This window comes from Paraburkholderia sp. A3BS-1L (assembly GCF_051125215.1).
GTDB lineage: Bacteria > Pseudomonadota > Gammaproteobacteria > Burkholderiales > Burkholderiaceae > Paraburkholderia.
The window spans coordinates 1,670,398-1,697,121 of record NZ_CP120443.1 but is presented as its reverse complement, the minus strand read 5'-3'; the positions used below and the strand labels follow the sequence as shown (position 1 = coordinate 1,697,121).

Genomic DNA, 26,724 nt, shown 5'->3' with positions numbered 1-26,724 from the left:
GCGGCATCGACGAGGGGAAAGGCCGTGGCTAAAGAAAGCAGCCAGAAGTTCATCGCGCGCAACCGGGCGCCGCGCGTGCAGATCGAGTACGACGTAGAGGTATACGGCTCGGAAAAGAAGATCAATCTGCCGTTCGTGATGGGCGTCATGTCCGATCTGTCCGGGCAGCCTGCCGAGCCGCTTGCGCCCGTGGCCGAGCGCAAGTTCCTCGAGATCGATGTCGACAACTTCGATGAGCGCCTGAAATCGATGAAGCCGCGCGTGGCCGTGCAGGTGCCGAACATGCTCACGGGCGAGGGCAATCTTGCGGTGGAGATGACCTTCGAGAGCATGGACGACTTCTCGCCGGCCGCCGTCGCGCGCAAGGTGGATTCGCTCGCGAAGCTGCTGGAGGCGCGCGGCCAGTTGCAGAACCTCTTGACCTATATGGACGGCAAGACGGGCGCCGAGGATCTGATCCAGAAACTGCTCAACGATCCGGCACTGCTGCAGGCGCTGGCCTCCGCGCCCAAGCCGCAGGAATAGCGCCGCGCGCGGTGATGCGCGCACCCACCCGTTAGCTATCGTTGGCTATTTGTTAACTATCTAGTTAGCCATCCGTCGAGAGGGAGTCTGACATGGCCGAACCCAGTACCCAACAGCAGGAAGCCCGGCAGGGCGGCGAAGCACTCGAGGCGAGCGAGTTCGCGAGCCTGCTGGAAAAGGAATTCAAGCCCCGCAGCGACAAGGCGAAGGAGGCCGTCGAGTCGGCCGTGCGCACGCTGGCCGAGCAGGCGCTGCGCGACACCAACGTCGTGTCGGGCGACGTGCTCGCGACCATCGAGTCGCTGATCGCGCAGATCGACCAGAAGCTCACTGACCAGGTGAACCTGATCATCCACACCGAGGCGTTTCAGAAGGTGGAGAGCGCTTGGCGAGGTCTGCACTATCTGGTGAACAACACCGAGACCGACGAGACGCTCAAGATCCGCGTGATGAACATCTCGAAGAACGAGCTGCACAAGACGCTCAAGAAGTACAAGGGCACCGCGTGGGACCAGAGCCCGCTGTTCAAGAAGCTCTATGAAGAAGAGTACGGCCAGTTCGGCGGCGAGCCGTATGGTGCGCTGGTGGCCGACTATTACTTCGACAACAGCGGTCCGGATGTCGACCTGCTCACTCAGGTCGCCAAGGTCGCCGCCGCCTCGCACGCGCCGTTCATCACGGGCGCCGATCCTTCGGTCATGCTGATGGAATCGTGGCAGGAGCTCGCCAATCCGCGCGACCTCACGAAGATCTTCCAGACGCCCGAGCACGCCGCGTGGCGCTCGCTGCGCGAATCGGAAGACTCGCGCTATATCGGTCTCGCCATGCCGCGTTTTCTTGCGCGCGCGCCCTATGGCGCGAAGACCAACCCGGTCGACGAGTTCGCCTTCGAGGAAGACACCGCGGGCGCGGACAGCAAGAAGTATGCGTGGGCCAACGCCGCCTATGCGATGGCCACCAACATCAACCGCTCGTTCAAGCAGTACGGCTGGTGCTCGCGTATTCGCGGTATCGAATCGGGCGGCGCGGTCGAGAACCTGCCCGTGCATTCGTTCCCGACCGACGATGGCGGCGTGGACATGAAGTGCCCGACCGAGATCGCCATCAGCGACCGCCGCGAGGCCGAACTCGCGAAGAACGGCTTCATGCCGCTCGTGCACAAGAAGAACTCTGACTTCGCGGCGTTCATCGGCGCACAGTCGTTGCACAAGCCGGCCGAGTACGAGGACCCCGACGCCACCGCGAATGCCAATCTTGCGGCGCGCCTGCCGTATCTGTTCGCGTGCAGCCGCTTCGCGCACTACCTCAAGTGCATCGTGCGCGACAAGATCGGCAGCTTCAAGGAGAAAGACGACATGCAGCGCTGGCTGCAGAACTGGATCTTGCAATACGTGGACGGCGACCCCGCGCACTCGAGTGAGGAAACCAAATCGCGCCGCCCGCTTGCCGCAGCCGAAGTCGTGATCGAGGAAGTCGAGGGCAATCCGGGCTATTACACGTCCAAATTCTTCCTGCGTCCGCATTACCAGCTCGAGGGCCTCACCGTGTCGTTGCGGCTGGTGTCCAAGTTGCCGTCCGCCAAGGCGGCATAACGTAAGTCCGTGTGCATGGCCGCGTACCGGCGCGAACTGACGCAAACTTTCCAAGTGGAGAACAGAAATGGCCGTTGATATTTTCATCAAGATTGGCGACGTGGCGGGCGAGTCGCAGGACAAGACGCATGGGGGCGAAATCGACGTGCTCGCGTGGAGCTGGGGCATGTCGCAGAGTGGCACGATGCACCTGGGCACGGGCGGCGGCGCAGGCAAGGTGTCCGTGCAGGATCTTTCGTTCACGAAGTATGTCGACAAGGCCACGCCGGTGCTGATGGGCGCGTGCGCGAGCGGCAGCCACTATCCCACCGCGGTGCTCACGGTGCGCAAGGCCGGCGGCAAGTCACCGCTCGAATACTTCAAGATCACCTTCACGAAGGTGCTGATCTCGTCGATCAGTGAAGGTGGCTCGGGCGGCGAGGACCGCTTCACGGAGAACATCTCGCTGAACTTCGAGAAGTACCACGTGGAGTACCAGCCGCAAAGCGCCACGGGCGAGAAGGAAGGCGGCGTGGTCGAGACCAAGTGGGACATCGCGAAGAACGTCGTGGAGTAAGCCGCGGGACGGTGGCGGCGCGCGCGAGGGGCGTGCGCCGCCACATGTATTGCAGCCCCCGACCGACGCCCATGAATGCTGGCTTGACGGAGCCAATCGACAATGACAGCAGAAGAGAGCTTGCGCGCCGGTGACCTCGACGCGTGCCTGAAGCAGTTGCAGGACCAGGTGCGCGGCAACCCGGCCAACGTGTCGTACCGCGTGTTCCTGTTTCAGCTGCTCGCCGTGCGCGGCGCGTGGGAGCGCGCGCTCACGCAGCTCAACGTGGTGGGCGATCTCGACGCCGCCGCGCTGCCGATGGTGCAGCTCTATCGCGATGCGCTCCAGTGCGAGGCGCTGCGCGAGGACGTATTCGCCGGGCGGCGCGCGCCGCTCATTTTCGGCGAGCCCACTGCATGGCTCGCACTCCTGATCGAAGCGTTGCGTCTCGAGGGCTCGGGCGATTCCAGGGCGGCGGCCGCGTGCCGCGCCAATGCACTCGAGCAGGCGCGCCCCACGACGGGCACGCTCAACGGCGTGCCGTTCGCGTGGATCGCCGACGCCGATTCGCGCCTCGGCCCCACGCTCGAAGTGATTCTCAACGGCCGCTATTACTGGGTGCCGTTCGAGCGCATCCGCCATATCGAGCTCGAAGCGCCGGACGACCTGCGCGACCGCGTGTGGATGCCGGCCGTATTCACGTGGGCCAACGACGGCCAGGCGGCGGGACTGATTCCGGCGCGCTATCCCGGCACCTTGACCGCGAATGTGACCCACTCGGCGTCCGATGCCAATGCACTGGCGCTCGCTCGCGCAACTGAATGGACCGACGCGGGCAGCGGGGAATTCGACGAGGCGCGCCCGGTCGGGCAGCGCATGTTCACGACCGACGAGAACGACTACGCGCTGTTCGACGTGCGCACGCTCGTGCTCGATGCAGAGGCGCCTGCGGGCGAAGCGACGCAAGACCGCGCGCAAGACCATGGCTGAGCTGACGGGACGCGACCGGCTGCAGCCCTCGCTGCTCGACCGCCTGACCGATCTCGAGCCCGGCACGAAGGTCGAGAGCCGCGAGCGCCGCGTGCTCTCGATGCGCGCGCTGCGTCTGGGCGTGCAGCGCGATCTGGCGTGGCTGCTCAATGCGAGCGGGCTCGGCAGCGTGCAGGATCTCTCGGCATGGCCGCTCGTCGAGCGCTCGGTGCTCAACTACGGCTTTCCCGATATCGCGGGCAAGACGGCATCGGGCATGAACCTCGCGCGCCTCGAGCGGCAGATACGCGACGTGATCGTGGCGTTCGAGCCGCGCATTCTGCGCGACACGGTGAAGGTGACGGCAGTGCTCAAGGAGGAAACGACCGGGCACCACAACACGGTGGTGTTCGCGATCGAAGGGGACTTGTGGGCGCAGCCGTATCCGGAGCGGCTTTACTTTCGCACCGAACTCGATCTCGAGGGCGGCGAGGTGCGCGTGATCGACCAGGGCGCGGCGCGCTGAAAAACCACCACGCACAAGCAACGCACAAGCGACGATGAACCCCGACCTGATCCGCTACTACAACCAGGAACTCGCGCATTTGCGCGAGATGGGCAGCGAATTCGCGCGCGAGTTTCCGAAGGTTGCGGCGCGCCTCGGTCTCGAAGGGCTCGAATGCGCCGACCCCTATGTCGAGCGCCTGCTCGAAGGTTTCAGCTTTCTCGCGGCGCGCGTGCAGTTGAAAATCGACGCCGAGTTTCCGCGCTTCACCCAGCATCTCATGGAGCTGGTGTATCCGCATTACCTCGCGCCCACGCCGTCGATGACAGTGGTGCGCATGCAGCCCGATCTCGCACATCCGGCGCTTGCGGGCGGCGTGACCGTGCAGCGCGGCAGCGCGCTGCACGCGGTGCTCGACAAGAACGGTTCGACGCGCTGCGAATACCGCACGGCGCATGCGCTCACGCTGTGGCCCGTGGAGATCGTCGAGGCGAAGTTCTTCACGCATACCGGCGCGCTCGGCGGCGCCGACATGGCGCTACCGCCCGGTGTGAAGGCAGGCGTGCGGCTGCGCTTGCGCACCACTGGCGGCGTGAAGTTCAGCCAGCTTGCGCTCGATACGCTCACGCTCTATTTGCGCGGCGCGGATTCGCTGCCTGCGCGAATTTACGAGCGCCTGCTCGCCAGTTCCGTGGGCGTGGCGGTGCTGCCGGTCGCGCGGCCCGCGCCATGGCACCGGCTGTTGCCGAAGAGCGCCGTCAAGCCGGTCGGCTTCGACGACAGCGAAGCGCTGCTGCCCGTGAGCGGCCAGTCATTTCAGGGATTCCGTCTGCTGCAGGAATATTTTGCGTTTCCGCAGCGCTTTTTGTTCGTTGCCATCGACGGCTTGCAGAGCGCGCTGCGCGCGTGCGCCGAAAGCGAAGTGGAAGTGATCGTGCTGCTCGACCGCGCCGACCCGCTGCTCGAACAGACGCTCGACGCGAGCCACTTCTCGCTCCATTGCACACCAGCGATCAATCTGTTCGCGCGCCGCGCCGACCGTATCGCCTTCGATCCCGCGCAATTCGAGTATCAGGTGATTGCGGACCGCACGCGGCCGCTCGACTTCGAGATTTATCGCATCGAGGAAGTCACGGGACACGGCGCGGGTTCGAACGACGAGCAACGCTTCGAGCCCTTCTATCACGCGCGCGATTTGTCGGCGGCCGAGCAGGGCAGCGCGTACTACCAGGTGCGCCGCGAACGGCGCTTGCAATCTTCGCGCGCGCGCGAGCGCGGCCAGCGCACCAGTTACCTCGGCAGCGAAACCTTCATCGCACTCGTCGATGCGGCCAATGCGCCGTATCGCGCGGATCTGCGCCAGCTCGGCCTCAAGGTGCTGTGCACCAACCGCGATTTGCCGCTCACGCTGGCCACCGGCACCGGCGCATCGGATTTCACGCTCGGCGTGGAAGCACCCGTGGAGAGCGTGCGCTGCGTGAGCGGGCCGAGCCGGCCCTTGCCGTCGTTCGCGCACGGCGCGGTGGCTTGGCGGTTGCTGAGCCATTTATCGTTGAACTACGAGTCGCTGATCGATACGAATGCCTCCACAGGCGCGCGGGCGCTGCGCGACTTGCTGAGCCTCTATTGCCCCGTCGACGATCCGGCCGCGCAGCGGCAGATCGAAGGCGTGCGCTCGGTCGAGGCCAAACCGGTCACGCGCCGGCTGCCCGTGCCGGGGCCGATCGTGTTCGGGCGCGGCCAGCAGGTGAGCGTGACGTTCGACGAAACCGCCTTCGAGGGTTCGGGGGCCTTCGTGCTGGGCGCGGTGCTCGCGCGATATTTTTCACTGTACGTCTCGATGAATTCGTTCACCGAGACGGTGGTGCGCACCACGGCACGCGGCGAGATCATGCGCTGGCCTGCGAGGGCGGGACAATGCGTGACGCTCTGACCGTGCTGAAGCTGCTCGAAGACGAGGCGTACCGCTTCGACTTCTTTCAGGCCGTGCGCCTGATCGAAAACGCGTGGGCCGCGCAGCCGCGCGTGGGCGAGTCGCTGCGCCCGCGCGACGACGCCGTGCGCTTCACGCAGCGGCCCGAACTCGTGTTTCATCCGACCACGCTGGCCGCGTTCTCGCAGCACGATCATGGGGAAGGGGGCATGGCGCCGCGCCTGGCCGTGAACTTCTTCGGCCTGCTCGGGCCGCATGGCGCGCTGCCCACGCATCTGACCGAATATATCCGCGACCGCGAGCGCAACGCCGACGATCCCACCTTCGCGCGCTTTCTGGACTTGTTCCATCACCGCATGACGAGCCTGTTCTACCGCGCGTGGGCCAATGCCCAGCCGGCGGTGAGCCTCGAGCGCCCGGGACGCGACCGCTTCGCGATGTATGTGGGCTCGACTTTCGGCATGGGCGAGGAGGCGCTGCGCGGGCGCGATACCGTACCCGATTTCGCGAAGCTCCATTTCGCGGGGCTGCTCGGTTCGCGCACGCGCCCCGCCGCGGGCTTCGCGCTGATTCTCGCGCGCTTTTTCCGGCTGCCCGTGTCGATCGAGGAATGGGTGGGCCACTGGATGCCGCTGCCCGCCGAGACGCGCACGCGCATGGGCTTGCGCGACGGATCGTCGGCGCTCGGGGTTTCCACGCTGCTCGGCGCGCGCGTATGGGATTGCCAGCATAAGTTTCGCATCGTCATCGGCCCGCTTTCGATGGCCGATTACGAGCGTTTCCTGCCCGGCGGCGACAGCCTCAAGCGGCTCGCCGACTGGGTTTGCAACTATGTGCGCGACGGCCTCGACTGGGACGTGAACCTGCAATTGCGCGAGGCCGAGGTGCCGCGCCTGAAGCTGGGCCGCCACGCGCGGCTCGGGCTCACGAGCTGGGTGCTCAGCGGGGCGGCGCAAGGCGATCAGAAGCAGCTGAAACTCAATCCCGCAAGCGGCGCTGCCGCGCGCGAGCGGAAGCAGGAAGACGTGCAACGAGCGACGGAACACGCCGCAGCGCTCGACCTTCACCCGGGAGAATGAAGACATGGCCGAAATCAAGCGGGCAGCGCTCTTTGGCAAGCTCAACCAGCTAGGCTTTCGCGCGCTCGAAAGTGCGAACATGTTTTGCCGTTTGCGCGGCAATCCGTATATCGAGCTTGTGCACTGGTTTCATCAGATTCTCCAGTTGCAGGACTCGGACCTGCACCGGCTCGCGCGCCACTACGGGATCGATCCCGCGCGGCTCGCAAGCGATCTCACGGCGGCGCTCGACCGGCTGCCGCGCGGCGCGGGGTCGGTCACGGACATTTCCTCGCAGGTGGAAGAGGCCGTCGAGCGCGGCTGGGTGTTCGGCTCGCTGATGTTCGGCGAATCGCAGGTGCGCACCGGGCATCTAATGGTTGGACTCCTGAAGACACCTTCGCTGCGCAATACCCTCTATGGCATCTCGCGGCAGTTCGAGTTGATCAAGCTCGATGCGCTGTGTGAGGAATTCGACCGCCTGCTGCGCGATTCACCCGAAGCGGCAATGGGCGCGAGCGACGGCTTCAATGCGAACGCCAGCGCGGGAGCGGGCGCTGGAGCGGATGCTGCAGGCATGCCCCCGGCGGCGATGGGCAAGCAGGAAGCGCTGCGCCGCTTCACGACCGATCTCACCGAGCAGGCGCGCAGCGGCAAGCTCGATCCCATCGTGGGCCGCGACGAGGAAATCCGCCAGGTGGTGGACATCCTCATGCGCCGCCGCCAGAACAACCCGATCCTCACGGGCGAAGCCGGCGTGGGCAAGACGGCGGTGGTGGAGGGCTTTGCGCAGCGCATCGTTGCGGGCGACGTGCCGCCTTCGCTGCGCGATGTCGAACTGCGCGCGCTCGACGTGGGCCTGTTGCAGGCCGGCGCGAGCATGAAGGGCGAATTCGAGAACCGGCTGCGCCAGGTAATCGAAGAGGTGCAGGCCTCGGAAAAGCCCGTGATTCTCTTTATCGACGAAGCCCATACGCTGGTGGGCGCGGGCGGCGCGGCCGGCACCGGCGACGCCGCCAACCTGCTCAAGCCCGCGCTCGCGCGCGGCACGCTGCGCACCGTGGCGGCCACCACGTGGGCCGAATACAAGAAGCACATCGAAAAGGATCCCGCGCTCACGCGGCGCTTCCAGGTCGTGCAGGTGGGCGAGCCCGATGAGGAAAAAGCCATCCGCATGATGCGCGGCGTGGCTTCCACGATGGAGCAACACCACAAGGTGCAGGTGCTCGACGAGGCGCTGGAAGCCGCCGTGCGGCTTTCGCACCGGTACATTCCGGCGCGCCAGTTGCCCGACAAGTCGGTGAGCCTGCTCGACACCGCATGCGCGCGCGTGGCCGTGAGCCAGCACGCTACGCCGCCTTCCGTGGACGATGCGCGCAAGCGTATTTCAGCGCTGGAGACGGAGCTGGAGATCATCGGCCGCGAGAAAGCCGTGGGCATCGAGACGCGCGAGCGCGAAGCGGCGGCCGGCGAAAAGCTCGCGGTGGAGCGCGAGCGTCTCGTGGAACTCGAAGCGCGCTGGGAGAAGGAGAAGGCACTGGTCGAGCGCATTCTTTCGTTGCGCGCGCAACTTCGTGAGAAAACCGGCAAGGTGGAAGACGGTGCGGATGCCGCGAGCGCAGCCGCCGCGCCGGCAGTCGAAAATGCGGCGGAAAGCGCGGCGAGCGCAGCGAGCGCGGAGAACGGCGCGGGCGCCGCCACCGCGCAGATCGACCCCGAAGCGCTGCGCGCCGAATTGCGCGAATTGCAGGCGCAGCTCGCGAGCCATCAGGGCGACGATCCGCTGATCCTGCCCACCGTCGACCGCCAGGCCGTGGCCTCGGTCGTGCAGGACTGGACCGGCATTCCCGTGGGCCGCATGGTGCGCAACGAGATCGAGAACGTGCTCAAGCTCGCCGAAAATCTCAACAAGCGCATCATCGGCCAGGGCCACGCCACCGAGATGATCGCGCGGCGCATCCAGACCTCGCGCGCGGGCCTCGACAATCCGAACAAGCCGATCGGCGTGTTCATGCTCGCGGGCACCTCGGGCGTGGGCAAGACCGAGACCGCGCTCGCGCTGGCCGAGGTGCTCTACGGCGGCGAGCAGAACGTCATCACGATCAACATGAGCGAGTACCAGGAGGCGCACACGGTTTCGTCGCTCAAGGGCGCGCCGCCGGGCTACGTGGGCTACGGCGAGGGCGGTGTGCTCACCGAGGCGGTGCGGCGCCGTCCCTATAGCGTGGTGCTGCTCGACGAGGTGGAAAAGGCCCACCCCGACGTGCACGAGATCTTCTTCCAGGTGTTCGACAAGGGCTGGATGGAAGACGGCGAGGGCCGCGTGATCGACTTCAAGAACACGCTCATCTTGCTGACCACCAACGCGGGTACCGATCTCATCACGAACCTTTGCAAGGATCCCGAACTGATGCCTGATCCAGAGGGCATCGCGAAGGCGCTGCGCGAGCCGCTGCTCAAGGTGTTCCCGCCCGCGCTGCTCGGGCGCGTGGTGACGATTCCGTATTACCCGCTCTCCGACGAGATGCTGGGCGCGATCATCCGCCTGCAACTCTCGCGCATCGAGAAGCGGCTGCGCGTATCGCACAAGGTGCCGTTCCTCTACGACGACGACGTGGTCAAGCTCATCGCGAGCCGCTGCACGGAGCTGGAGAGCGGCGGGCGCATGATCGACGCGATCCTGACCAACACTTTGCTGCCGCGCGTGTCCACCGAGTTCCTCACGCGCATGATGAATGGCGGCAGCGTGACGAAGGTGCAGGTGGGCGCGCACGACGGCGAGTTCGTTTATACGTTCGACTGAACAGGCGCTGGGAGAATTGCCATGCCTCAACAGGTCAGCATGGGGGCCACACTGCAATGCTCGTTCGGCGCCGCGCCGTCGAGCCTCGTAGTGCTGCCCGTCAACCAGGTGATGGGCGAAGGCCCGCCCGCCGCGAACATCATGGACCACATACCGATGGTCAACATCATGCCGTTCGGCGTGTGCTCGTCGATGGCCAATCCCACGGTGGCATCGGCCACGGCGGCGGCGCTCGGCGTGCTCACGCCCATGCCGTGCATTCCCGCGACCTTCTCGCCGTGGGCCCCCGGCGCGCCGACCGTGCTGCTCGGCAACCAGCCCTCGCTCGATAACGTCTCGAAGTGCATGTGCAACTGGGGCGGCGTGGTGTCGATCGTGAATCCGGCCACCGTCAACACGATGATTCCCTGACTGATTGCTTGAGATGACTTCGCAAGATACGAACCGCAACGTAACAATGAGTTGCAAGGGAACCGGGGCGAACCTGCTGTTTCTGCGCATGACCGGCAGCGACGAACTGGGCCGCCTGAGCGAATACCGCGTGGACCTGCTGTGCGAGCAGAACAGCGTCACGCCCGCGCAGGTGCTCGGCCAGGACCTGTCGATCGCGCTCGCGCTGCCCGCGGGCGGAGAGCGCCAGTTCAACGGCATCGTGACGGTGTTCCGCATGACTTCGCCGGGCAACCAGCAGTACGGCAGCATGGCCGGCTATCAGGCCATCGTGCGCCCGCGCCTGTGGCTGCTCACGCGCGGCTCGCATTGCCGGTTCTTCTACCAGAAGACCGTGCCCGAGATCGTGATGAGCGTGCTCAACGACTACAACGTGGACGTGACCAACCGCTGCACGGCAACGTATCCAGCGCGCGAGCACTGCGCGCAGTACCGTGAGACCGATTTCGACTTCGTGAGCCGACTCATGGAGCACGAGGGCATCTACTACTATTTCGAGCACGCAAATGGCCGCCAGACCCTGGTGCTCGCCGACGCGGGCGACGTGCACGCGCCGATCCCGAACTACCGCGGCGTGCCGTATCGCGACCGCGACGCGGCCGCGCGCGAGGACATGGAGTGCGTCTACGAGTGGTTCTCGGGCGGCGAGCTTCAGACCGGCTACTACGAAACCAACGACTACGACTTCGAAAAGCCTTCGTCGAGCCTGCAAGGCGGCTTGCGCTCGCGCGCCACGCGCACCCAGCCTTACGACGCGCCAAGCTACACGATGCAGGAGCACCTCACGGGCCATACCGCGCCTGCCGACGGCGACCGCTACGCGCGCGTGGGCGTGGAGATCCGCCAGACGCGCAACGACAGCATCGAAGGCCGGGCTTCCATGCGCGGCATCTGGCCGGGCGGATTGCTGCAACTGAGCGAGCATCCGCTCGACGACTGCAACGACGGGTATCTGGTCGTTCGTGCGACATACGAAATCAATTCGGATACCTATGTGTCTAGTCGCGTGGCGCAAGGGCAGAGCAAGATGCCGTTCTTCGACTGCGCGTTCAGCGCGTTGCGCAAGGACAACCAGTTCCGCGCGGAGCGGCTCACGCCGCGCGCGGTGGTGGGTGGCCTGCAAACGGCAGTGGTGGTGGGCGACGCCGGCTCGGAGATCTGCACCGACGAATACGGCCGCATCAAGGTGCAGTTCCACTGGGAGCAACTGTACGAGAACGAAAGCAGCGAGGTCACCGACCGCTGCTGGGCGCGCGTCTCGCAGGGCTGGGCGGGCAAGACCTGGGGCATGTTCTTTCTGCCGCGCGTGGGGCAGGAGGTGATCGTCGAGTTTATCGAGGGCGACCCCGATCATCCGCTCGTCACGGGCAGCGTCTACAACGCGAGCCTGATGCCGCCGTACAAGCTGCCCGCCAATTCGGCCTTTGCCACCATCAAGAGCAATTCCACGCCCAATGCCTCGGGCAACAACGAGGTGCGCTTTCTCGACAAGGCTGGCGGCGAGCAATTGTTCTTTCATGCGCAGAAGGACCACGAAACCTGGGTGGTCAACGACGCGCTGATGAACGTGGGCAACGACCACCACCTGAAGGTCACCGGCAACGAGTACGTGCAGGTGAGCGGCGAGCGCCACGACCACGTGAGCGGCGCGCAGAACGCCAAGGTTGACGGCACGGCTTCGCTCGACGTGGGCGGCAAGCTTCAGGAGAAGGTCGGCACCGACTACGCCATCGACGCGGGCAAGAACATTCATATCAAGGCGGGCATGAACGTGGTGATCGAGGCGGGCATGAGCATCACCTTGAAGGCGGGCGGCGCGTTCGTGGTGATCGGGCCGAGTTCGGTCGCGGTGTCGGGCATGCCGATCCAGCTCAATTCGGGGGGCTCGGCGGGCTCGGGCGACGGCTCCTCACCCACCGCGCCCACCGACCCCAAGGACGCCGACGATGGCACGAAGAAAGTGGAATCGTGAGGTGTCTCGTGGCGTTGTTGATAGATATGCAATCCTGATGAAATGACGGGGGGAAGGGTAATGCGCAGGGTAATGCGATGCAACTGACCAATCCGATTCTCACGCTGCGCGTGGCGAAGTACAACGACGAGCCGCTTGCCGAGCCGATCGCGGTGCGCTTCGGCCCGGACGGCGGCACGATCGGCCGCGCCACCACCTGCACGCTCGTGCTGCCCGACCAGCAGCGCGCGATTTCGCGCGTGCATGCGCGCGTGGAGTGCCGGGGCGGCGAGTATCTGCTGTGCGATCTCGGTGCGAATCCGAGCGTGCTGAACCAGCGCGCGCTGGGCGGCACGCGCGAGGCGCGGCTTGCGCACGGCGATCAGCTGATGATCGGCGCGTATTTGCTGGAGGTGGCGCTGGCCGAGGCCACGGCGCAGGAGGAGGCGAGGCCGTTCGGGCGCGATCCGCTCGCGGGCGTGCAGGTGTTGCGCGGCGCGCCGCTGGCTGAGGGGGCGGCGTTGCCCGAAAATCCGTTCGCGCCTGGGGCACGCAGCTTTACAGGCAACGCGGGGAGCATCGGCGGGATGGGTGGCATGGGTGGCATGGGTGGCATGGGTGGCATGGGTGGCATCGGGGCAGGCGGTCTCGATGCGCTCGGCGAGGCACTGGGGGCGGGCGGACGCATGGCCGCGCGGCCCGGCTACACAGGATCGGAGAGCGACCATGTATCGCCCGAGTCGCAGGCGCTCGCGCCGCCTGCGCTTGCGCCCGCTTCGTTCGGTGCGGCAGGCGGCATCCCCGACGACTACGATCCGCTGGCCGATGTGCATGGCGCGTCGACGCCCGGCGTAGCGACGCCCGGCGTAGCGACGCCCGGCGCTTTTTCCCAGCATGCCGCGCCTGCGATGACGCCGGTGTCGCCGCCGATGCCCGCCGCGCCCGCGCAGGCGTTCGCGGCCATGCCTGGCGTAGCCGATCCGCTCGGTCTTGGCGCGCAGGGGCCTACCGGCCTGCCCGTGAGCCTGCTTGGCGACGCCGCGCCGCTCGGTGCGACGCCGTTCGACGATCTTTTTTCACCGGCTGTTCCCGCAGCGTCAGCTAACCCCGCTGCGTCAGCTAACGCCGCTGTACCGGCTAGCGTCGCGCCACAAGAGCAAGCGCAGCCGCAAGCGCATCAGATGCTGCCATCGGTCACGCAGATCTTTGTGCCGGACGCACCAGCCGCAACTGCCGTGGCGGCGCAGCCCGATTTGCCGCTGCCCATGCCCGCCAGGGCCGAAGAGCCGTCATTGTCTCCGCCTTCGCCGCCGCAACAGGAGCCGCAGCGACAAGGCGCGCCCGCCGTTGCGCCCGCCGTTGCGCCAACTCTCACGCCGGCTCCAGCCCCCACCGCGCCAGCCACGCCCGCGTCACCGCAAGACCAGGCCGTGCTCGCCGCGTTGCTCGAAGGCCTGGGCATCGAACCGGGCCGGGCGCCGAACCTGCCCGCCGCCGATCTCGCGCGGCTCGTCGGCACGATGTTGCGCGACTCGCTGCGCGGGACCATGGCGGTGCTGCGCGCGCGCTCGATGACCAAGCGCGAAGCGCGGCTCGACACCACGCTCATCGTGGCGCGCGACAACAACCCGCTCAAATTTTTCCCCGACGTGGACAGCGCGCTCGCGCAAATGCTCACGGGCCGCGCGCAAGGCTACTTGCCGCCGGCCGAGGCGGTCGCGCGGGCGTTCGTCGACATCGAATCGCATGAACTGGCCGTGCTCGTGGGCATGCGCGCGGCGCTTGCGCATGTGCTCGCGCGCTTCGATCCGGCCACGCTCGAGGCGCAGTTGAGCGAGCAGGGCATGCTCGACCGCGTGCTCTCGAACCGCAAGGCGAAGCTCTGGGACCGCTTCGTGGAATTGCGCGCGGGCATCGCGCGCGAAGCGGAGGACGACTTCCAGAAGCTTTTCGGCAAGGCGTTCAACGACGCATACGAGGCGCAGGTGGACGCGCTGCAACGCGCGCGCGAGGACGCCGCGGCCAAATCGGACAAATCGGATAAACCGGAAACGCGATCCGCCTGAAGCGGCGGCCCCTTTAAACCTAGACGATACACACGACAACGAGAACAACGTGTCCTGGAACAGCAAAGTCATCTGGTCGGAAGGCATGTTTCTGCAGCCGCATCATCTGCAGCAGCATGACCGCTATTTGCAGGCCCAGCTCGAGACGCGCGCGGGCGGCCTGCGCCCTTATGCATGGGGCTTCGCGTCGCTGGAAATCGACGAGCAGCTGCTCAAGCTCGGCAAGTTCGCGTTGCTGTCGTGCTCGGGCGTCTTTCCCGACGGCACGCCGTTCAACCTGCCTGCCGACGACGATTTGCCCGAGCCGCTCGACATTCCCGAAGGCACGCGCGGCGTGCTCGTGACGCTCGCGTTGCCGGTGCGCAGGCCCGGCGTGCCGGAAACCGGCAATGAGGATAGCGAAGAAAATTTCGCGCGCCATCGCCGCGCGGAAGTCGAAGTGGCCGACAGCAACGACCCGAACGCGAGCGCGGCGCTGGTGGAAATCGGCAAGCTGCGCGTGCGCCTCGCGCTGGAGCCCGACGTGGCGAATGCCTACGCCACGGTAGGCGTGGCGCGCGTGATCGAGCGGCAGCCCGACAACCGCGTCGTGCTCGAAGCGGACTACAGCCCGCCCTGCATGGACTATCGCGTGGCGCCGCGTCTGCGTGCGTTCGCCGACGACCTCGTGGGCCTGCTGCACCAACGCGGCGAGGCACTGGCCGCGCGCCTCGTGCAACCGGGCGTGACGGGCGTGGCCGAGGTCTCCGACTTCCTGCTGCTCGAACTCATCAACCGCGCGGAGCCGCTCGCGGCGCACTTCTCGACGATGACGGGCCTGCATCCCGAATCGCTCTATTGCATGGTGGTTCAGCTAGCGGGCGAATTGGCCACGTTCAGCCAGAAGAACAAGCGCCCCAGCGCATATCCGGTCTATCGGCATGACCGCTTGCGCGAAACCTTCGCGCCCGTGATCGACGATCTGCGCGCGGCGCTCAGCATGGTGATGGACCCGCACGCGGTGCCGATCCCGCTCGAAGAGCGCAAGTTCGGCCTGCGCGTTGCGCTGGTGCCCGACAAGAACCTGTTCGCCTCGGCCACCTTCGTGCTGGCCGTGCGCGCGCAGATGCCGGCCGAAGCCATCCTCACCGGCTTCGCGCCGCAAGTGAAGATCGGGCCGATCGAGCGCATCCGCGACCTCGTGAATCTGCAATTGCCGGGCATCGGCTTGCGCGCGCTGCCGGTGGCGCCGCGCCAGTTGCCGTTCCATGCGGGATTCACGTATTTCGAGCTCGACCGCGGCAACGAACTGTGGAAGCAGTTCGCCGCCTCGGCGGGCATGGCATTGCACGTCGCGGGTGAATTTCCCGGCCTCGCGATGGAATTCTGGGCGATCCGCCGCTAACCGCGCCTGGCGCCGCGCCATCGATTGAGGAGGACGTGCACCGTGTCACCCGACGACTCACCCATGAGCGCCGATCCCGGCGCCACCATCCTGATTCCGACGCCGGGCGGCGCGCGCGCGCCGTTCGTGGCGGCGGCCACCTCGGTCGCGCCGATTCCGGCCGGCGCGGGCGGCCTGAATCCGCTGCTGCGCGCGGCCAATCCGCTGATCGATCTCGCGCTGCCGTTGCGCCAATTGCCCACGCACCCCGACATCGAACAGTTGCGCACGCAACTGATTCAGATGATGCGCGGGTTCGAGACGCAAGGGCGCGCGAGCGGCTACGACGACGAAAAGCTCGGCGCCTCGCGCTACTGCCTGTGCACGTTCCTCGACGAGGCGATCTCCAGCACGCCGTGGGGCGCGGGCGCATGGGCGAGCCGCAGCCTGCTCGTGACCTTCCATAACGAGGCCTCGGGCGGCGAGCGCTTCTTCCTGATTCTCCAGCGGCTCGCGCAAAATCCCGGCGCGAACGTGGACATTCTCGAACTCATGTACGTGATACTCGGCCTTGGCTTTGAAGGGCGCTACCGCCTGATCGACGGCGGGCGCACGCAACTCGATCAGGTGCGCGAACGGCTCGAACAGATGATCCGCGCGCAGCGCGGCGCGCTCGAGCGCGAGCTCTCTGCGCACTGGCAGCCCGTGAACGCGGAGCGCAAGCCGCTGCTGCAACTCGTGCCGCTGTGGGTGGCGGCGGCGGTGGCGTGCGTCGTGCTGGTGGGCGCGCATCTGGTGCTGAGCTTCCGGCTCAACGACGCATCGGATGCGGTGTTCCAGGCGCTGCACGCCGTGCGCGTCGCGCCACCGCCGGTGCTGGCGGCGAAGATGGAAGCCGCGCCCAAGCCCGCGCCGAAGCTGTCGAAGTTCCTCGCGCCCGAGATCGCCCAGGGCCTCGTGCGCGTGACCGAGCAGCCCGACCGCACGATTGTCGAGGTGAACGGCGACGGCCTGTTCGCCTCGGGCAGCGCGGAGCTCACATCGACATATCTGCCGATCGTCCAGCGCATCGGCGACGCATTGAAGGACGTGCGCGGCAACGTCGTGGTCATCGGGCATACCGACAATCAACGGCTCATTTCCGCGCGCTTTCCGTCGAACTGGCACCTCTCGCAGGCGCGTGCGGAAACCGTGAAGGACCTGCTGATCGCGCGCACCGGCGCGCCCGCGCGCTTCACCTCCGAAGGGCGCGGCGACACCGAACCCATCGCGCCGAACGACAGCGCGGCCAACCGCGCGCGCAATCGCCGCGTGGACATTGCCGTGCTCGCACCGGGAGCCACGCCATGATCAAGAAACTGGTGGACTGGCTGCGGCGCAAGATCGTGCTGTCGTTTCTCGGCGTGCTTGCGCTCGCGCTGATCGTCTGGATCGAAGGGCCGCTGTTCGCGTGGGCCGGCAGCGCGCCGCTCGAAACGAGCGCGAGCCGCTGGATCGTGATCGCGGTGCTGTTCCTGCTGTGGGCGCTTTACTGGTTCGCGCGCTGGCTGCGCGCGCGCCTCGCGAACGTGAAGTTCACGCGCGTGGTGGCCGAAGGCGCGGGCGAAATGCCGCCCGGTAAGGAGCAATCGGACGCGGACGTGAACGCGCTGCGCAAGCGCTTCGAAGAGGCCATGGCCATTCTGCGCAGGTCGCGCGTGAAAGGGCGCTTCAGCAACCAGTACGTGTATCAGCTGCCGTGGTACATGTTCGTGGGCGCGCCCGGCACCGGCAAAACCACGGCGCTCACGCACTCGGGCCTGAAATTTCCGCTCTCGACGCAACTGGGCGGTCGGGCCGTGGGCGGCGTGGGCGGCACGCGCAACTGCGACTGGTGGTTCACCGACGACGCGGTGCTGCTGGATACCGCGGGCCGCTTCACGACCCAGGACAGCTTCGCTGCCGCCGATCAGGCCGCGTGGGGCGGCTTCCTGCAACTGCTGCGCAAATACCGGCCGCGCCGTCCGCTCAATGGCGTGATCGTCGCGGTGTCGGCGCAGGACCTGCTGCAGCTCTCGGACACGCAGCGCGCGTTGCAGGCTCAGGCCGTGCACGAGCGCCTGAAGGAGCTTTATGAGCGGCTCGGCACGCATTTCCCGGTCTATGTGCTGGTGACGAAGTGCGATCTGCTGGCCGGCTTCGCCGAGTTCTTCGATGATCTGGGCCGCGACGAACGCGAGCAGGTCTGGGGCATGACGTTCGCATTCGACGAGGGAGGAAGTCCGGACAAACCAGGCAATCCGAACGATGTCGCAGCGCAGATCTCGACTCAATTCCCGGCCGAGTTCGCCGCGCTCTCGCAGCGCTTGCAGGCGCGCGTGCTGCATCGCATGCAGCAGGAGACGGATACGCGGCGGCGCGCGCTCGTCTACGGTTTCCCGCAGCAGTTCGCGGGGCTCGAAGGCGTATTGCAGGCGTTCCTCAACGACGCATTCAGCGCGTCGCGCTATGAAAAGCCGGTGCTGCTGCGCGGCGTCTATTTCACGAGCGGCACCCAGGAAGGGCGGCCGATCGACCGTGTCATGAGCGCGGTGGCGGCCACGCTCGGCCTGCAGCAGCAGGTCCTGCTGCCGGACGCCTCGGCGGGCCGCGCGTACTTCATCACGCGGCTCATGCGCGACGTGATCTTTCACGAGGCGGGGCTCGCGGGCACCAATCGCGGGCTCGAGCGGCGGCGCGCGTGGATTCAGCGCATCGCGCTCGGTGCCATCGCGCTGCTCACGGTGCTGGCGCTCGGCGCGTTCTTCATCAGCTATCAACGCAATGAAGCCTGGGTGGCCCAAGCGGCGCAGCAGGTCGACGCGCTCAAGCAGCTTGCGCAGGCCACCCCGGCCACCGACAATCCGCTCGCCCTGCTGCCGCTGCTGAACGCCGCGCGCGACTTGCCCGGCGGCTATGCGCAGCGCAACGCGAGTGTTCCGTGGCTCTCGCGTCTCGGCCTCTATCAAGGCGACAAGCTCGGGCTCGAAGCGCAGGCGAGCTACCGCCGGCTGCTCGCGCAAACGCTGCTGCCGCTCGTGGTGCGGCGCATGGAGGAAGAGCTGCGGCGCGGCGATGCGAACAACGGCGAGTTCCAGTACGCGGTGCTGCGCGCGTACCTGATGCTCGGCGACCCCTCGCACTACGACGCCGATGCGGTGCGCCTGTGGGCCGACGTCGACTGGCAGCGCGGCCCGTTGCGCGATGCGAGCGATGCGCAACGCAGCGACCTCGACGGCCATCTCGCGGCGCTGTTCGACCCGGCGTTCTTCGATCCCTCGCTGCCGCTCGACAAGAACCTGATCCAGCAGGCGCGCATGAACCTCGCGAAAATGCCGCTCGCGCAGCGCATGTTCGAGAGCGTGCGGCGCGATCTCGACGCCCAGCATCTGCCCGATTTCAGCGTGGCGGGCGCGGGCGGCCAGAACGCCGCGCTCGTGCTGGTGCGCAAGAGCGGCGCGCCGCTCACGCGCGGCGTGCCGGGCGCGTTCACGCTCGCGGGCTATGCGAAGTTCCTCGCGGCGCGCGATGCGGCGGTGCTCGACGTGGCGCGCGATAACTGGGTGCTGGGCCGCGACGAACAAGTGCTCACGCCCCCGGCGGCCAGCGACCTCAGGGCTGCGATGACGCAGCTTTACTACGACGAATATATTCGCCAGTGGGATGCGCTGCTCGGCGATATCGCCGTGGTGCCGTTCGACGGCGTGGACAAGGGCGCGCGCGTGGCCTACGCGCTCGGCAATGCCGATTCGCCGCTGCGCGCGGTGATGGTGGCGGCGGCGCGCGAAACCACGCTTGGCAATCTCGGCCTGGGCGGATCGATTGGCGCGCAGGCTGGGGCGCTCATCAACGGCAAGATCGAGGCGATGAAGAAGAAGCTGGAGAGCGCGCTCGGCAACGCGCCCGACGACGCGGCCAACAGCGTGCCCGCGCAGGTCAATCCCGTCGATGCGCATTTTCAGCCGCTGCATGACCTCGTGGGCAAGCCCGGCGCACCCGGGCCGTCGCCGCTCGATACCCAGCTCGCGGCGCTCAAGGACGCGGCCACTTACCTCCAGGCGGCCGATACCGCACGCCGGCAGGGCCTCGCGCCGCCGCCCGGCGACGCCATCGGCAAGCTCAAGCTCGCCTCGCAGGGCGCGCCCGCGCCGCTCGCGGCGGTCGTGAACGACGTCTCGAACGGCGCCACCGCGCTGATGGCGGGCGGCGAGCGTGCGCGCCTGAATGCCCTCTGGATGGCGAACGTCGGGCAGTTGTGCAAACAGGCGCTCGACGGGCGCTATCCGCTCGTGCGCGCCTCCACGCGCGACGCCGCGCCCGACGACTTCGGCCGCCTGCTCGCGCCGGGCGGCCTGATCGACGACTTCTTCCAGAAGAATCTGCAGAATTTCGTCGACATGTCGGGGCCGGCGTGGCGCTGGCGGGCCGGAACCGAATCGCCCGGCATTCCCGATGATGTGCTCGTGCAGTTCCAGCGCGCCGCGCAGATTCGCGATGCGCTGTTCCGCGCGGGCGGACGCGATGTCTCGGTGCGCTTCACGGTCAAGCCGATCGCGATCGATCCGTCCATCACGCAGTTCACGCTCGACGTGGACGGTCAGCAGTGGGTCGTCAAGCCGGGCGCGAACGAGGGCATGGGCTTCCAGTGGCCGAGCGGCAAAGGCACGGGGCAGGCGCACGTGGAATTCGCGCCGCCCGGCGGCGGCGACGCCCCGCGTGCCGACGGACCGTGGGCGCTGCTGCGTCTGATGGACAAGGCGCAGATGCAGCAGATGGGCCAGCCCGACCGCTTCAAGATCGATTTCGTTTCGGACGGCCGCCACGTGCAGCTGGAACTGGACGCGAGCAGCGTGACGAATCCGTTCCGGCGGGGCATGATCGATCAGTTTCGGTGCCCTGATCATCTATGAACGAGACGGGTTTCTTCGGCAAGGTGCGCACGCATGGCGACTTTGTCGCGCGGCGGCTGCCGGCGGCGTTTATCGAGCCGTGGGACCGCAGCGTCCAAGCTGGCATGCTGGAGGCGCGGGCGCGTTATGGCGCGCAGTGGCTGTCGCTCTATCTGAACGCGCCGGTATGGTGTTTCGCGCTCGGCGAGACCCTGTGCGGCGCGTCGGCCTGGGCCGGCGTGCTGATGCCGGGCGTGGACCGCGTGGGCCGCTATTTCCCGTTCACGCTCGCGCGGCCGGTGGCGCCCGGGCTGCTCGCGAACTGGCTGCACGGCGCGCAGCCATGGTTCGAGATGGCGGTGGCGCTCGCGCTCTCGACGCTTGCACCGTCTTTCGATCTGGAGCGTTTCGGCGATCAGGTGCGCATGCTCGATGGACTCGATGAAGAAGGGCGCACGCCCTGGCATCATGCTTGTGCGTGCGAGGGCGAGGAAAACGGCCTCGCGCTGGGCGAGTTCCTGGCCGCGCACGCGGTCGCGGGCGACAGCCTGTGGTGGAGCGAAGGATCAGCTGAGGTGGAGCCCACGCTGCGCGTCGCCACAGGGCTGCTCGACGGGCCGCGTTTCGCGGATTTGCTCGATGCGGCGCGAGCGCCGTGGAAGGCGGCGCTCGCGTTGCAGCGCGTTTGAAGCGCGCCATCAGACGCTCGCGCGTGGACAAGATTGCATTCAATGGAGAGATGACATGTTGGCTAACGTGAAGAACGTTTCGCAAGCGCGGCTGCGGCATGCGTGGCCCGCCGCGCTGGCCTGTTGCGCGGTCGTGCTCGCGGGCGCGATGCAAATCCCGGCCCATGCCCAGGTGATGAAGGAGAAGGACATCACCGAGCAGTCCGTCACCAGGGCGCTCACGCCGAACGAGACCGCCGGCGACGTGCTCACGCGCGGCTTCGTGCTGTCGAACCAGCAGCCCGGTGCGATGTCGGCGAAGGCGAAGCGGCCCGCGAAAGCGCCATCGGCGCAAATGCTCATTACCTTCGCCACCAATTCGACCGATCTGACGAGCACCGCGCGCGCGGCGCTCGACAAGGTCGCCCACGCGCTGCAATCCGACAAGCTCGCCGCGTACAAATTTCGCGTGGAAGGCCACGCCGACCCGCGCGGCAATCCGGACGCGAACATGACGCTGTCGCAGGGCCGCGCCCAGGCCGTGGTGGACTACCTCACGCAGCAGGATGGCATTGCAGCGGAGCGCTTGACCGCGATAGGCAAGGGGTCCGGCGAGCCGCTCAATACGCGCAATCCAGCCGCGCCGGAAAACCGCCGCGTGACGATCGTGACCGTTACCGATTGAACGGCGTGGCGTTCTTGCGCATCTCCGGCTGCCTGCCGGGAGCGGGTTCGCAGGCGCGTGCCGGCATCGCTAACGTTGCGTACGCAACGTTATTGGGTATGTGCGCCGGTTTCGCCTCGCCAGGCGTGTTTGCCTCGGGCGTGTCCAGCGCGCCGGCGGCAGTGCCCACGCTGAGCGCCGAGCTCGCCAGCGCGTTCGCGCCGAACCCCGAGGTCGTGCGCCTGCCGCTCGCGCAGCTTGCCGGCGCATTGCCGCCGGGCCCGACGCTGCGGCTCTATGCCATCACAGACCAGCCCGGCCTCTATGTGATGCATGCGCCGAGCCTCGCGGCGCAGGGCGCGATGTTCTCGCGCGTGGTCGCACTGATCGAGCGGCGCGACATGCCGCACGACCGTGTGGTGTCGATGAGCGCCGTCGCCGCGAACGCGCGGCGCTTCGGCGAAGATCCCGCGGGGCTCACGGCGGGCAACAATTTCAGCGCGGCGCAGATTGCGCAGTTCTTCGAGGTGGCGCAGCGGCAGCGCGCGAGCCTGACTGAAGGCGAGCGTGCGTTGCAGGCGCTGCTCACGCAGTGGGGGCTCATCCATCGAGAGGCCGGTGAGGGCGGCACGGCGTGGCGCGCCGCGTCCTCGCGCGATTTTCTCGTGACGATTCCCGGTATGGGCAAGGGGCCGGCGGGCGAGGTGATCGACGCCGAAGTGCGTGCGGCGATCATGAGCCACGAACTCGGGCATTGGCGCTTTTTCTCCGACGCCGCCTATGCCCATGCGTGCCGCGCCTTCTGGTGGCATCAGTTGACGTACACCGAGCGCGAGGCGCTGACCGGGGAACTGGCGGGCATGGGTTACGACCCGTCGGACCGCATCGTGATCGACGAAATGCAGGCCTATTTGCTGCACACGCCCGCGCGCTACATGCCGCTCGCCGATCAACCGGGCGCGGGCGGCGTGGACATCGCACGCGTGAAGCGCGGGCTCGAACTGAGCGTGCGCAGTGCTGGGCAAAACGCGCGACAATAGCGCCTTTGCCTGTTTCGTCACTACCTCGGCACCCCGGCCGTCACGCCAGCATGCAGAACGATTCCCACGCCAACGACCCTTCGATACCCAGCGCTCACGCCGATTCGTCTCGCCACGCGAACGCAGCACCGGAGCTCCCGGGCCGCGCGAGCTATACGCAGTTCGCGCAGCGCTACGCGCAAATGGCCCCTGAGAAACCGCACAACGCACTCTACGAGCGCCCGGCCACGGCTGCGCTGCTCGGTGACGTGGCGGGACTTCGCGTGCTCGACGCAGGCTGCGGCCCCGGCATTGTCAGCGCCGAACTGGCGCGCGCGGGCGCGCGGGTGCACGCATTCGATGTGACGCCCGCGATGGTCGAACTCGCGCAGTCGCATTGCGCGAGCCTGCCCGTGGAGGTCGCGCAAGGCGATCTGGGCCAGCCGCTCGCGTGGCTCGACGACGAGCAGTTCGACCGCATCGTCTGCTCGCTCGCACTCGACTATGTGGAGGACCTCGCGCCCGCCTTCGCAGAATTCCGGCGTGTAGCGCGGCCCGGCGCGCTGCTGGTGTTCTCGATGGCGCATCCGATGCGCGACTGGATCGACACGCGCACGCGCGGTGGCCGCTCGTACTTCGAGACCACGCGTTTTGGTCTGCACTGGGCCGGCTTCGGCGAACCGAAGCCTTATGTCGAGGCGTATCGGAGACCGCTTGCCGATATCGTCAATGCGCTGACCGCGAGCGGCTGGACGATCGAGCAACTGGTCGAGCCACAGCCGCAGCCGGAGATGAAGGCCGTGGCGCCCCGGCTCCATGCGGAGCTGGCGCTCGCGCCCGCGTTTCTCTGTGTGCGGGCGCGGCGCGCGTAGCGGCGCGCCTGGCCGCGTTCAGCTCAGCGGCGGCCAGCCGCCGAAAGCGACTCTTCCAGTGCGGCCACGCCGGCAGGCAAATCGACAGCCGCGCCCAGGTCGCACATCGTGCGGCCGAGCGCATGGACGGTGCGAAACAGATGGTGCTCGCGACATTGCTCGCCCATCTGCCCGATGCGCACGATGGGGAGTCCGAACGATCCGGCGATCTCCACCTGGTACTGCTGCGAGATATGGCTGCACACGTCGCGCGGCGTGACGCTCGCGGGCAGCGCGATGCCGACCACGGAGTTCAGGCGGCACGCCTCGGGCGTATAGAGTTCGAGACCGAGCGCCGTCACACCGCTCTGCAGCGCGAGCGAGCAGCGCTGATGCCGCGCGAAGCGCTTTTCCAGCGTCTCGGTGCAGACGAGCCGCAGTGCTTCGTGCAGCGCGAGCACGCCCGAAACCGGCGCGGTGTAGTGATAGCCCGCGTTGTGCCAGAAGTTTTCGGCGAGCATGGCATCGAGGCACCAATGCGTGTTAGGCACGGTGCGCGTGCGCACGCGCTCCCAGGCCGCATCGGAGAACGCGATCAGCGAAACGCCGGGAATCGACGACAGCCCTTTCTGTCCGCCGGTGATGACCACGTCGATGCCCCATGCGTCCATCTCCAGCGGCATCGTGCTCAGCGTGCAGACCGCGTCGACGACGACCAGCGCGCCCGAGGCCTTCGCGATGCGCACGATGTCCTGCAACTGGCGGTTCCAGACCGTGTTGGAGGTCTCGCCGTGCACCACGGTGACGACCTCGGGGCGCGTGCGCTCGATGACCTGCGCGAGCGTGTCGAGCGAGACGATCTCGCGGTCGGCCACCTCGAGCGTCGTGACTTCGGCGCCCACGCGCCGCGCCATTTCCGCCATCCGTCCGCTGAAAAAGCCATTCACGATGGAGAGTACGCGCGTGCCGGGCCACGCGAGATTCGACACGGCCATTTCCATGGCCGCGGAGCCGGGGCCGGCCACGCCGAGCACCCAGTTCGAGCGCGTCTGGAACACGTAGCGCGCCATCGACTTCACCTGGTCGATTACGCGCGCCATGGTGTCGCCGAGGTGATTGATGACGACCGAGTTGGCCTTCGCGACCGCATCGGGAATGGGCACGGGGCCCGCACCCATCATGAGGAGCGGCTCTTCTGGCAGGATGCTGGTGAGCGGATCGACGCCCGGGCAGGGGACCGGCGCCGCGGCGGCCGCCGCCGCTGCCTGTTGCTGGGTCAGGGTGTCGGTGGGGCGCGTGGTGTCGGTCATGTCGAGGTCCTTTGCGGTGCTGGGAGAAAACGCGCGCGTGCGCGCGGTGGGAAAGAGTACAGTGTTTTCCGTGGCTGCCTATAAAACCATATACAGTTGCACGGATTTTTTCTGAACAGTGCACGGGCGCTGCCCGGGTCCGGGGGAAAGCCCTGGGGCTGCGGCCTATAATGGCGCGGGCCAAACCGGCACCGCACATCGACATCATCAAGGAGACCACGGCATGCCGCAATTCGCCGTCGACAACCCGTTTCTCGAAACGCTCGGCGTAAGCATCGCGCAGTGGCGCGAGGGCTATGTGGAACTGCTCATGCCGATCGACGCTTCGAAGCTCAACCGTCAGGGCGTGTTGCAAGGCGGCGCGATCGCCACGCTGCTCGACGCGGCGGCAGGATACGCGGGCCTGTTCGCGGAGCAGGGGCAGCCGCCGAGACATGGCTTTACGCTCTCGCTCACCACCAATTACCTGGACAAGGGGCTCGGGCAGCTCGTGCGGGCCAAGGGCTTTCTCGAGCGCGGCGGCCGGTCGGTGTTTTTCGCACGCGCCGAGGCGTGGGTGGATGAACGCTTGCTGATCGCGAGCGCACAGGGCACGTTCAAGTATTCGAAGACGGCTTGACGTTGTGTTTCGGCATGGCGCCGGATTTGGTTCGGATTCCTTTTCTCATTGCCGTAGGCGCAAAAACCCGCCAACCGTAAGGCTGGCGGGTTTTTGCGTTCGAGGCGTGCGCTGCGTTTGGCTCGTTTGGCCTCGCTTTCAACCCAGCAGCAGCGCGTCGTCGTCGAGCTTCTCGTGGCGCGTCTGCTCGAACATGCGCAGCAGGTCCGGCACATCGAGCCCACGGCGCTCGTCGCCGGACACGTCCAGCACCACTTGCCCCTGGTGCAGCATCACGGTGCGCTGGCCGTAGTCGAGCGCCTGGCGCATGCTGTGCGTGACCATCATGGTCGTGAGCTTCGCTTCTTCGACGATGCGCGCGGTCAGTTCCAGCACGAACGCGGCTGTCTTCGGATCGAGCGCGGCCGTGTGCTCGTCGAGCAGCAAGATGCGCGAGGGCTGGAGCGAGGCCATCAGGAGGCTCACTGCCTGGCGCTGGCCGCCCGAGAGCAAACCAATGCGGTCGGTCAAGCGGTTTTCGAGGCCGAGGTTCAGGAGGCGCAGCTTGTCGCGGAACAGTTCGCGGTCCTGCTTCCTGAGCGCGGGGCCGAAGCCGCGGCGCTTGCCGCGCGCCATCGCGAGCGCCATGTTCTCTTCGATCGTGAGTGCCTCGCAGGTGCCTGCCATCGGGTCCTGAAACACGCGCGCGACGAGGTGCGCGCGGTCCCACGCCTGCTTTTTCGTGACATCCTGGCCGTCGATGGTGATCTTGCCGCCATCGACCATCTGGTCGCCGCTGATGGCGTTCAGGAAGGTGGACTTGCCCGCGCCGTTCGAGCCGATCACGGCCACGAATTCGCCCGTGGGGATTTCCAGCGTGAGCCCGCGCAACGCGCGCGTTTCGATCGGCGTGCCGGGATTGAAAGTGAGTCTGAGGTCTTGTGCGCTGAGCATCGC

The 26,724-nt window shown here is 67.0% G+C and carries 21 protein-coding genes; 19 read left to right on the top strand and 2 right to left on the bottom strand.

The features are described from left to right. Positions 1 to 24 precede the first annotated feature (24 nt). The 18 genes from tssB (at position 25) to P5W99_RS22655 (ending at position 23,880) form a co-directional block, all read left to right on the top strand. A complete protein-coding gene (gene tssB / locus P5W99_RS22740; RefSeq protein ID WP_035521266.1) occupies positions 25 to 525 on the top strand; it encodes a type VI secretion system contractile sheath small subunit in 501 nt (166 codons plus the stop codon). A 92-nt stretch (positions 526 to 617) separates the two neighbouring features. Next, positions 618 to 2,117: a type VI secretion system contractile sheath large subunit gene (gene tssC / locus P5W99_RS22735; RefSeq protein WP_421025645.1), complete on the top strand. Its 1,500-nt coding sequence runs from the start codon at positions 618 to 620 to the stop codon at positions 2,115 to 2,117. Positions 2,118 to 2,184: 67 nt separating this feature from the next. Beyond that, positions 2,185 to 2,673 (top strand): Hcp family type VI secretion system effector, encoded by a 489-nt coding sequence (locus tag P5W99_RS22730; protein ID WP_434663074.1) that lies wholly within the window; start codon positions 2,185 to 2,187, stop codon positions 2,671 to 2,673. A 102-nt stretch (positions 2,674 to 2,775) separates the two neighbouring features. Further along, entirely contained in the window at positions 2,776 to 3,642 is an 867-nt protein-coding gene (locus P5W99_RS22725) for a type VI secretion system accessory protein TagJ (protein WP_421025643.1), read from the top strand. Then, on the top strand, positions 3,635 to 4,147 hold the full coding sequence (gene tssE, locus P5W99_RS22720; RefSeq protein ID WP_421025642.1) for a type VI secretion system baseplate subunit TssE: 513 nt from the start codon (positions 3,635 to 3,637) through the stop codon (positions 4,145 to 4,147). Before P5W99_RS22725 ends, tssE begins: the two co-directional genes overlap by 8 nt. Positions 4,148 to 4,181: 34 nt before the next feature. Continuing rightward, a complete protein-coding gene (gene tssF / locus P5W99_RS22715; RefSeq protein WP_421025641.1) occupies positions 4,182 to 6,059 on the top strand; it encodes a type VI secretion system baseplate subunit TssF in 1,878 nt (625 codons plus the stop codon). After that, positions 6,044 to 7,138, top strand: a complete 1,095-nt coding sequence (gene tssG, locus P5W99_RS22710; RefSeq protein WP_421025640.1) for a type VI secretion system baseplate subunit TssG — start codon at positions 6,044 to 6,046, stop codon at positions 7,136 to 7,138. Before tssF ends, tssG begins: the two co-directional genes overlap by 16 nt. A 4-nt stretch (positions 7,139 to 7,142) precedes the next feature. Next, on the top strand, positions 7,143 to 9,920 hold the full coding sequence (gene tssH / locus P5W99_RS22705) for a type VI secretion system ATPase TssH (RefSeq protein ID WP_434663070.1): 2,778 nt from the start codon (positions 7,143 to 7,145) through the stop codon (positions 9,918 to 9,920). Positions 9,921 to 9,941: 21 nt separating this feature from the next. Then, positions 9,942 to 10,331 (top strand): DUF4280 domain-containing protein, encoded by a 390-nt coding sequence (locus tag P5W99_RS22700; RefSeq protein WP_421025638.1) that lies wholly within the window; start codon positions 9,942 to 9,944, stop codon positions 10,329 to 10,331. A gap of 46 nt (positions 10,332 to 10,377) precedes the next feature. Then, positions 10,378 to 12,342, top strand: coding sequence for a type VI secretion system Vgr family protein (locus P5W99_RS22695; protein WP_421025637.1), 1,965 nt, complete (start codon positions 10,378 to 10,380; stop codon positions 12,340 to 12,342). Positions 12,343 to 12,419: 77 nt separating this feature from the next. Continuing rightward, a complete protein-coding gene (gene tagH / locus P5W99_RS22690; protein ID WP_434663066.1) occupies positions 12,420 to 14,387 on the top strand; it encodes a type VI secretion system-associated FHA domain protein TagH in 1,968 nt (655 codons plus the stop codon). A 49-nt stretch (positions 14,388 to 14,436) separates the two neighbouring features. Further along, complete coding sequence (gene tssK / locus P5W99_RS22685; protein ID WP_434663063.1) at positions 14,437 to 15,771, top strand: type VI secretion system baseplate subunit TssK; 1,335 nt, start codon at positions 14,437 to 14,439, stop codon at positions 15,769 to 15,771. A gap of 63 nt (positions 15,772 to 15,834) precedes the next feature. Continuing rightward, a complete protein-coding gene (gene tssL, locus P5W99_RS22680) occupies positions 15,835 to 17,100 on the top strand; it encodes a type VI secretion system protein TssL, long form (protein ID WP_421025634.1) in 1,266 nt (421 codons plus the stop codon). Continuing rightward, complete coding sequence (gene tssM, locus P5W99_RS22675) at positions 17,097 to 20,678, top strand: type VI secretion system membrane subunit TssM (protein WP_434663061.1); 3,582 nt, start codon at positions 17,097 to 17,099, stop codon at positions 20,676 to 20,678. Before tssL ends, tssM begins: the two co-directional genes overlap by 4 nt. Beyond that, complete coding sequence (gene tagF, locus P5W99_RS22670; RefSeq protein ID WP_421025632.1) at positions 20,675 to 21,346, top strand: type VI secretion system-associated protein TagF; 672 nt, start codon at positions 20,675 to 20,677, stop codon at positions 21,344 to 21,346. Before tssM ends, tagF begins: the two co-directional genes overlap by 4 nt. Before the next feature lie 55 nt (positions 21,347 to 21,401). Continuing rightward, positions 21,402 to 22,010 carry an OmpA family protein gene (locus P5W99_RS22665; protein ID WP_434663058.1) on the top strand — a complete coding sequence of 203 codons (609 nt, stop codon included), beginning with the start codon at positions 21,402 to 21,404 and terminating at the stop codon, positions 22,008 to 22,010. Positions 22,011 to 22,108: 98 nt separating this feature from the next. Continuing rightward, positions 22,109 to 23,029, top strand: a complete 921-nt coding sequence (locus tag P5W99_RS22660; protein WP_434663057.1) for a hypothetical protein — start codon at positions 22,109 to 22,111, stop codon at positions 23,027 to 23,029. 50 nt (positions 23,030 to 23,079) lie between these two features. Further along, positions 23,080 to 23,880, top strand: coding sequence for a class I SAM-dependent methyltransferase (locus P5W99_RS22655; RefSeq protein WP_434663055.1), 801 nt, complete (start codon positions 23,080 to 23,082; stop codon positions 23,878 to 23,880). A 23-nt stretch (positions 23,881 to 23,903) separates the two neighbouring features. On the opposite strand, the gene P5W99_RS22650 is transcribed toward P5W99_RS22655, so the two are convergent. Next, positions 23,904 to 25,040: a pyridoxal-phosphate-dependent aminotransferase family protein gene (locus P5W99_RS22650; RefSeq protein ID WP_434664472.1), complete on the bottom strand. Its 1,137-nt coding sequence runs from the start codon at positions 25,038 to 25,040 to the stop codon at positions 23,904 to 23,906. Positions 25,041 to 25,392: 352 nt separating this feature from the next. Here P5W99_RS22650 and P5W99_RS22645 point away from each other — a divergent pair, with 352 nt between their 5' ends. Further along, positions 25,393 to 25,788 (top strand): PaaI family thioesterase, encoded by a 396-nt coding sequence (locus P5W99_RS22645; protein WP_421025628.1) that lies wholly within the window; start codon positions 25,393 to 25,395, stop codon positions 25,786 to 25,788. 138 nt (positions 25,789 to 25,926) lie between these two features. On the opposite strand, the gene P5W99_RS22640 is transcribed toward P5W99_RS22645, so the two are convergent. Next, the gene (locus P5W99_RS22640) at positions 25,927 to 26,721 is read right to left on the bottom strand and encodes an ABC transporter ATP-binding protein (RefSeq protein WP_421025627.1); all 795 of its coding nucleotides are present in this window, start codon (positions 26,719 to 26,721) and stop codon (positions 25,927 to 25,929) included. Positions 26,722 to 26,724: the final 3 nt, after the last annotated feature.

Coding starts and splice junctions, on each gene's coding strand:
- tssC (WP_421025645.1), top strand. CDS start 618: ATGGCCGAACCCAGTACCCAACAGCAGGAAGCCCGGCAGGGCGGCGAA.
- P5W99_RS22730 (WP_434663074.1), top strand. CDS start 2,185: ATGGCCGTTGATATTTTCATCAAGATTGGCGACGTGGCGGGCGAGTCG.
- P5W99_RS22725 (WP_421025643.1), top strand. CDS start 2,776: ATGACAGCAGAAGAGAGCTTGCGCGCCGGTGACCTCGACGCGTGCCTG.
- tssE (WP_421025642.1), top strand. CDS start 3,635: ATGGCTGAGCTGACGGGACGCGACCGGCTGCAGCCCTCGCTGCTCGAC.
- tssF (WP_421025641.1), top strand. CDS start 4,182: ATGAACCCCGACCTGATCCGCTACTACAACCAGGAACTCGCGCATTTG.
- tssG (WP_421025640.1), top strand. CDS start 6,044: ATGCGTGACGCTCTGACCGTGCTGAAGCTGCTCGAAGACGAGGCGTAC.
- tssH (WP_434663070.1), top strand. CDS start 7,143: ATGGCCGAAATCAAGCGGGCAGCGCTCTTTGGCAAGCTCAACCAGCTA.
- P5W99_RS22700 (WP_421025638.1), top strand. CDS start 9,942: ATGCCTCAACAGGTCAGCATGGGGGCCACACTGCAATGCTCGTTCGGC.
- P5W99_RS22695 (WP_421025637.1), top strand. CDS start 10,378: ATGAGTTGCAAGGGAACCGGGGCGAACCTGCTGTTTCTGCGCATGACC.
- tagH (WP_434663066.1), top strand. CDS start 12,420: ATGCAACTGACCAATCCGATTCTCACGCTGCGCGTGGCGAAGTACAAC.
- tssL (WP_421025634.1), top strand. CDS start 15,835: ATGAGCGCCGATCCCGGCGCCACCATCCTGATTCCGACGCCGGGCGGC.
- tssM (WP_434663061.1), top strand. CDS start 17,097: ATGATCAAGAAACTGGTGGACTGGCTGCGGCGCAAGATCGTGCTGTCG.
- tagF (WP_421025632.1), top strand. CDS start 20,675: ATGAACGAGACGGGTTTCTTCGGCAAGGTGCGCACGCATGGCGACTTT.
- P5W99_RS22665 (WP_434663058.1), top strand. CDS start 21,402: ATGTTGGCTAACGTGAAGAACGTTTCGCAAGCGCGGCTGCGGCATGCG.
- P5W99_RS22660 (WP_434663057.1), top strand. CDS start 22,109: ATGTGCGCCGGTTTCGCCTCGCCAGGCGTGTTTGCCTCGGGCGTGTCC.
- P5W99_RS22655 (WP_434663055.1), top strand. CDS start 23,080: ATGCAGAACGATTCCCACGCCAACGACCCTTCGATACCCAGCGCTCAC.
- P5W99_RS22650 (WP_434664472.1), bottom strand. CDS start 25,040: ATGATGGGTGCGGGCCCCGTGCCCATTCCCGATGCGGTCGCGAAGGCC.
- P5W99_RS22645 (WP_421025628.1), top strand. CDS start 25,393: ATGCCGCAATTCGCCGTCGACAACCCGTTTCTCGAAACGCTCGGCGTA.
- P5W99_RS22640 (WP_421025627.1), bottom strand. CDS start 26,721: ATGCTCAGCGCACAAGACCTCAGACTCACTTTCAATCCCGGCACGCCG.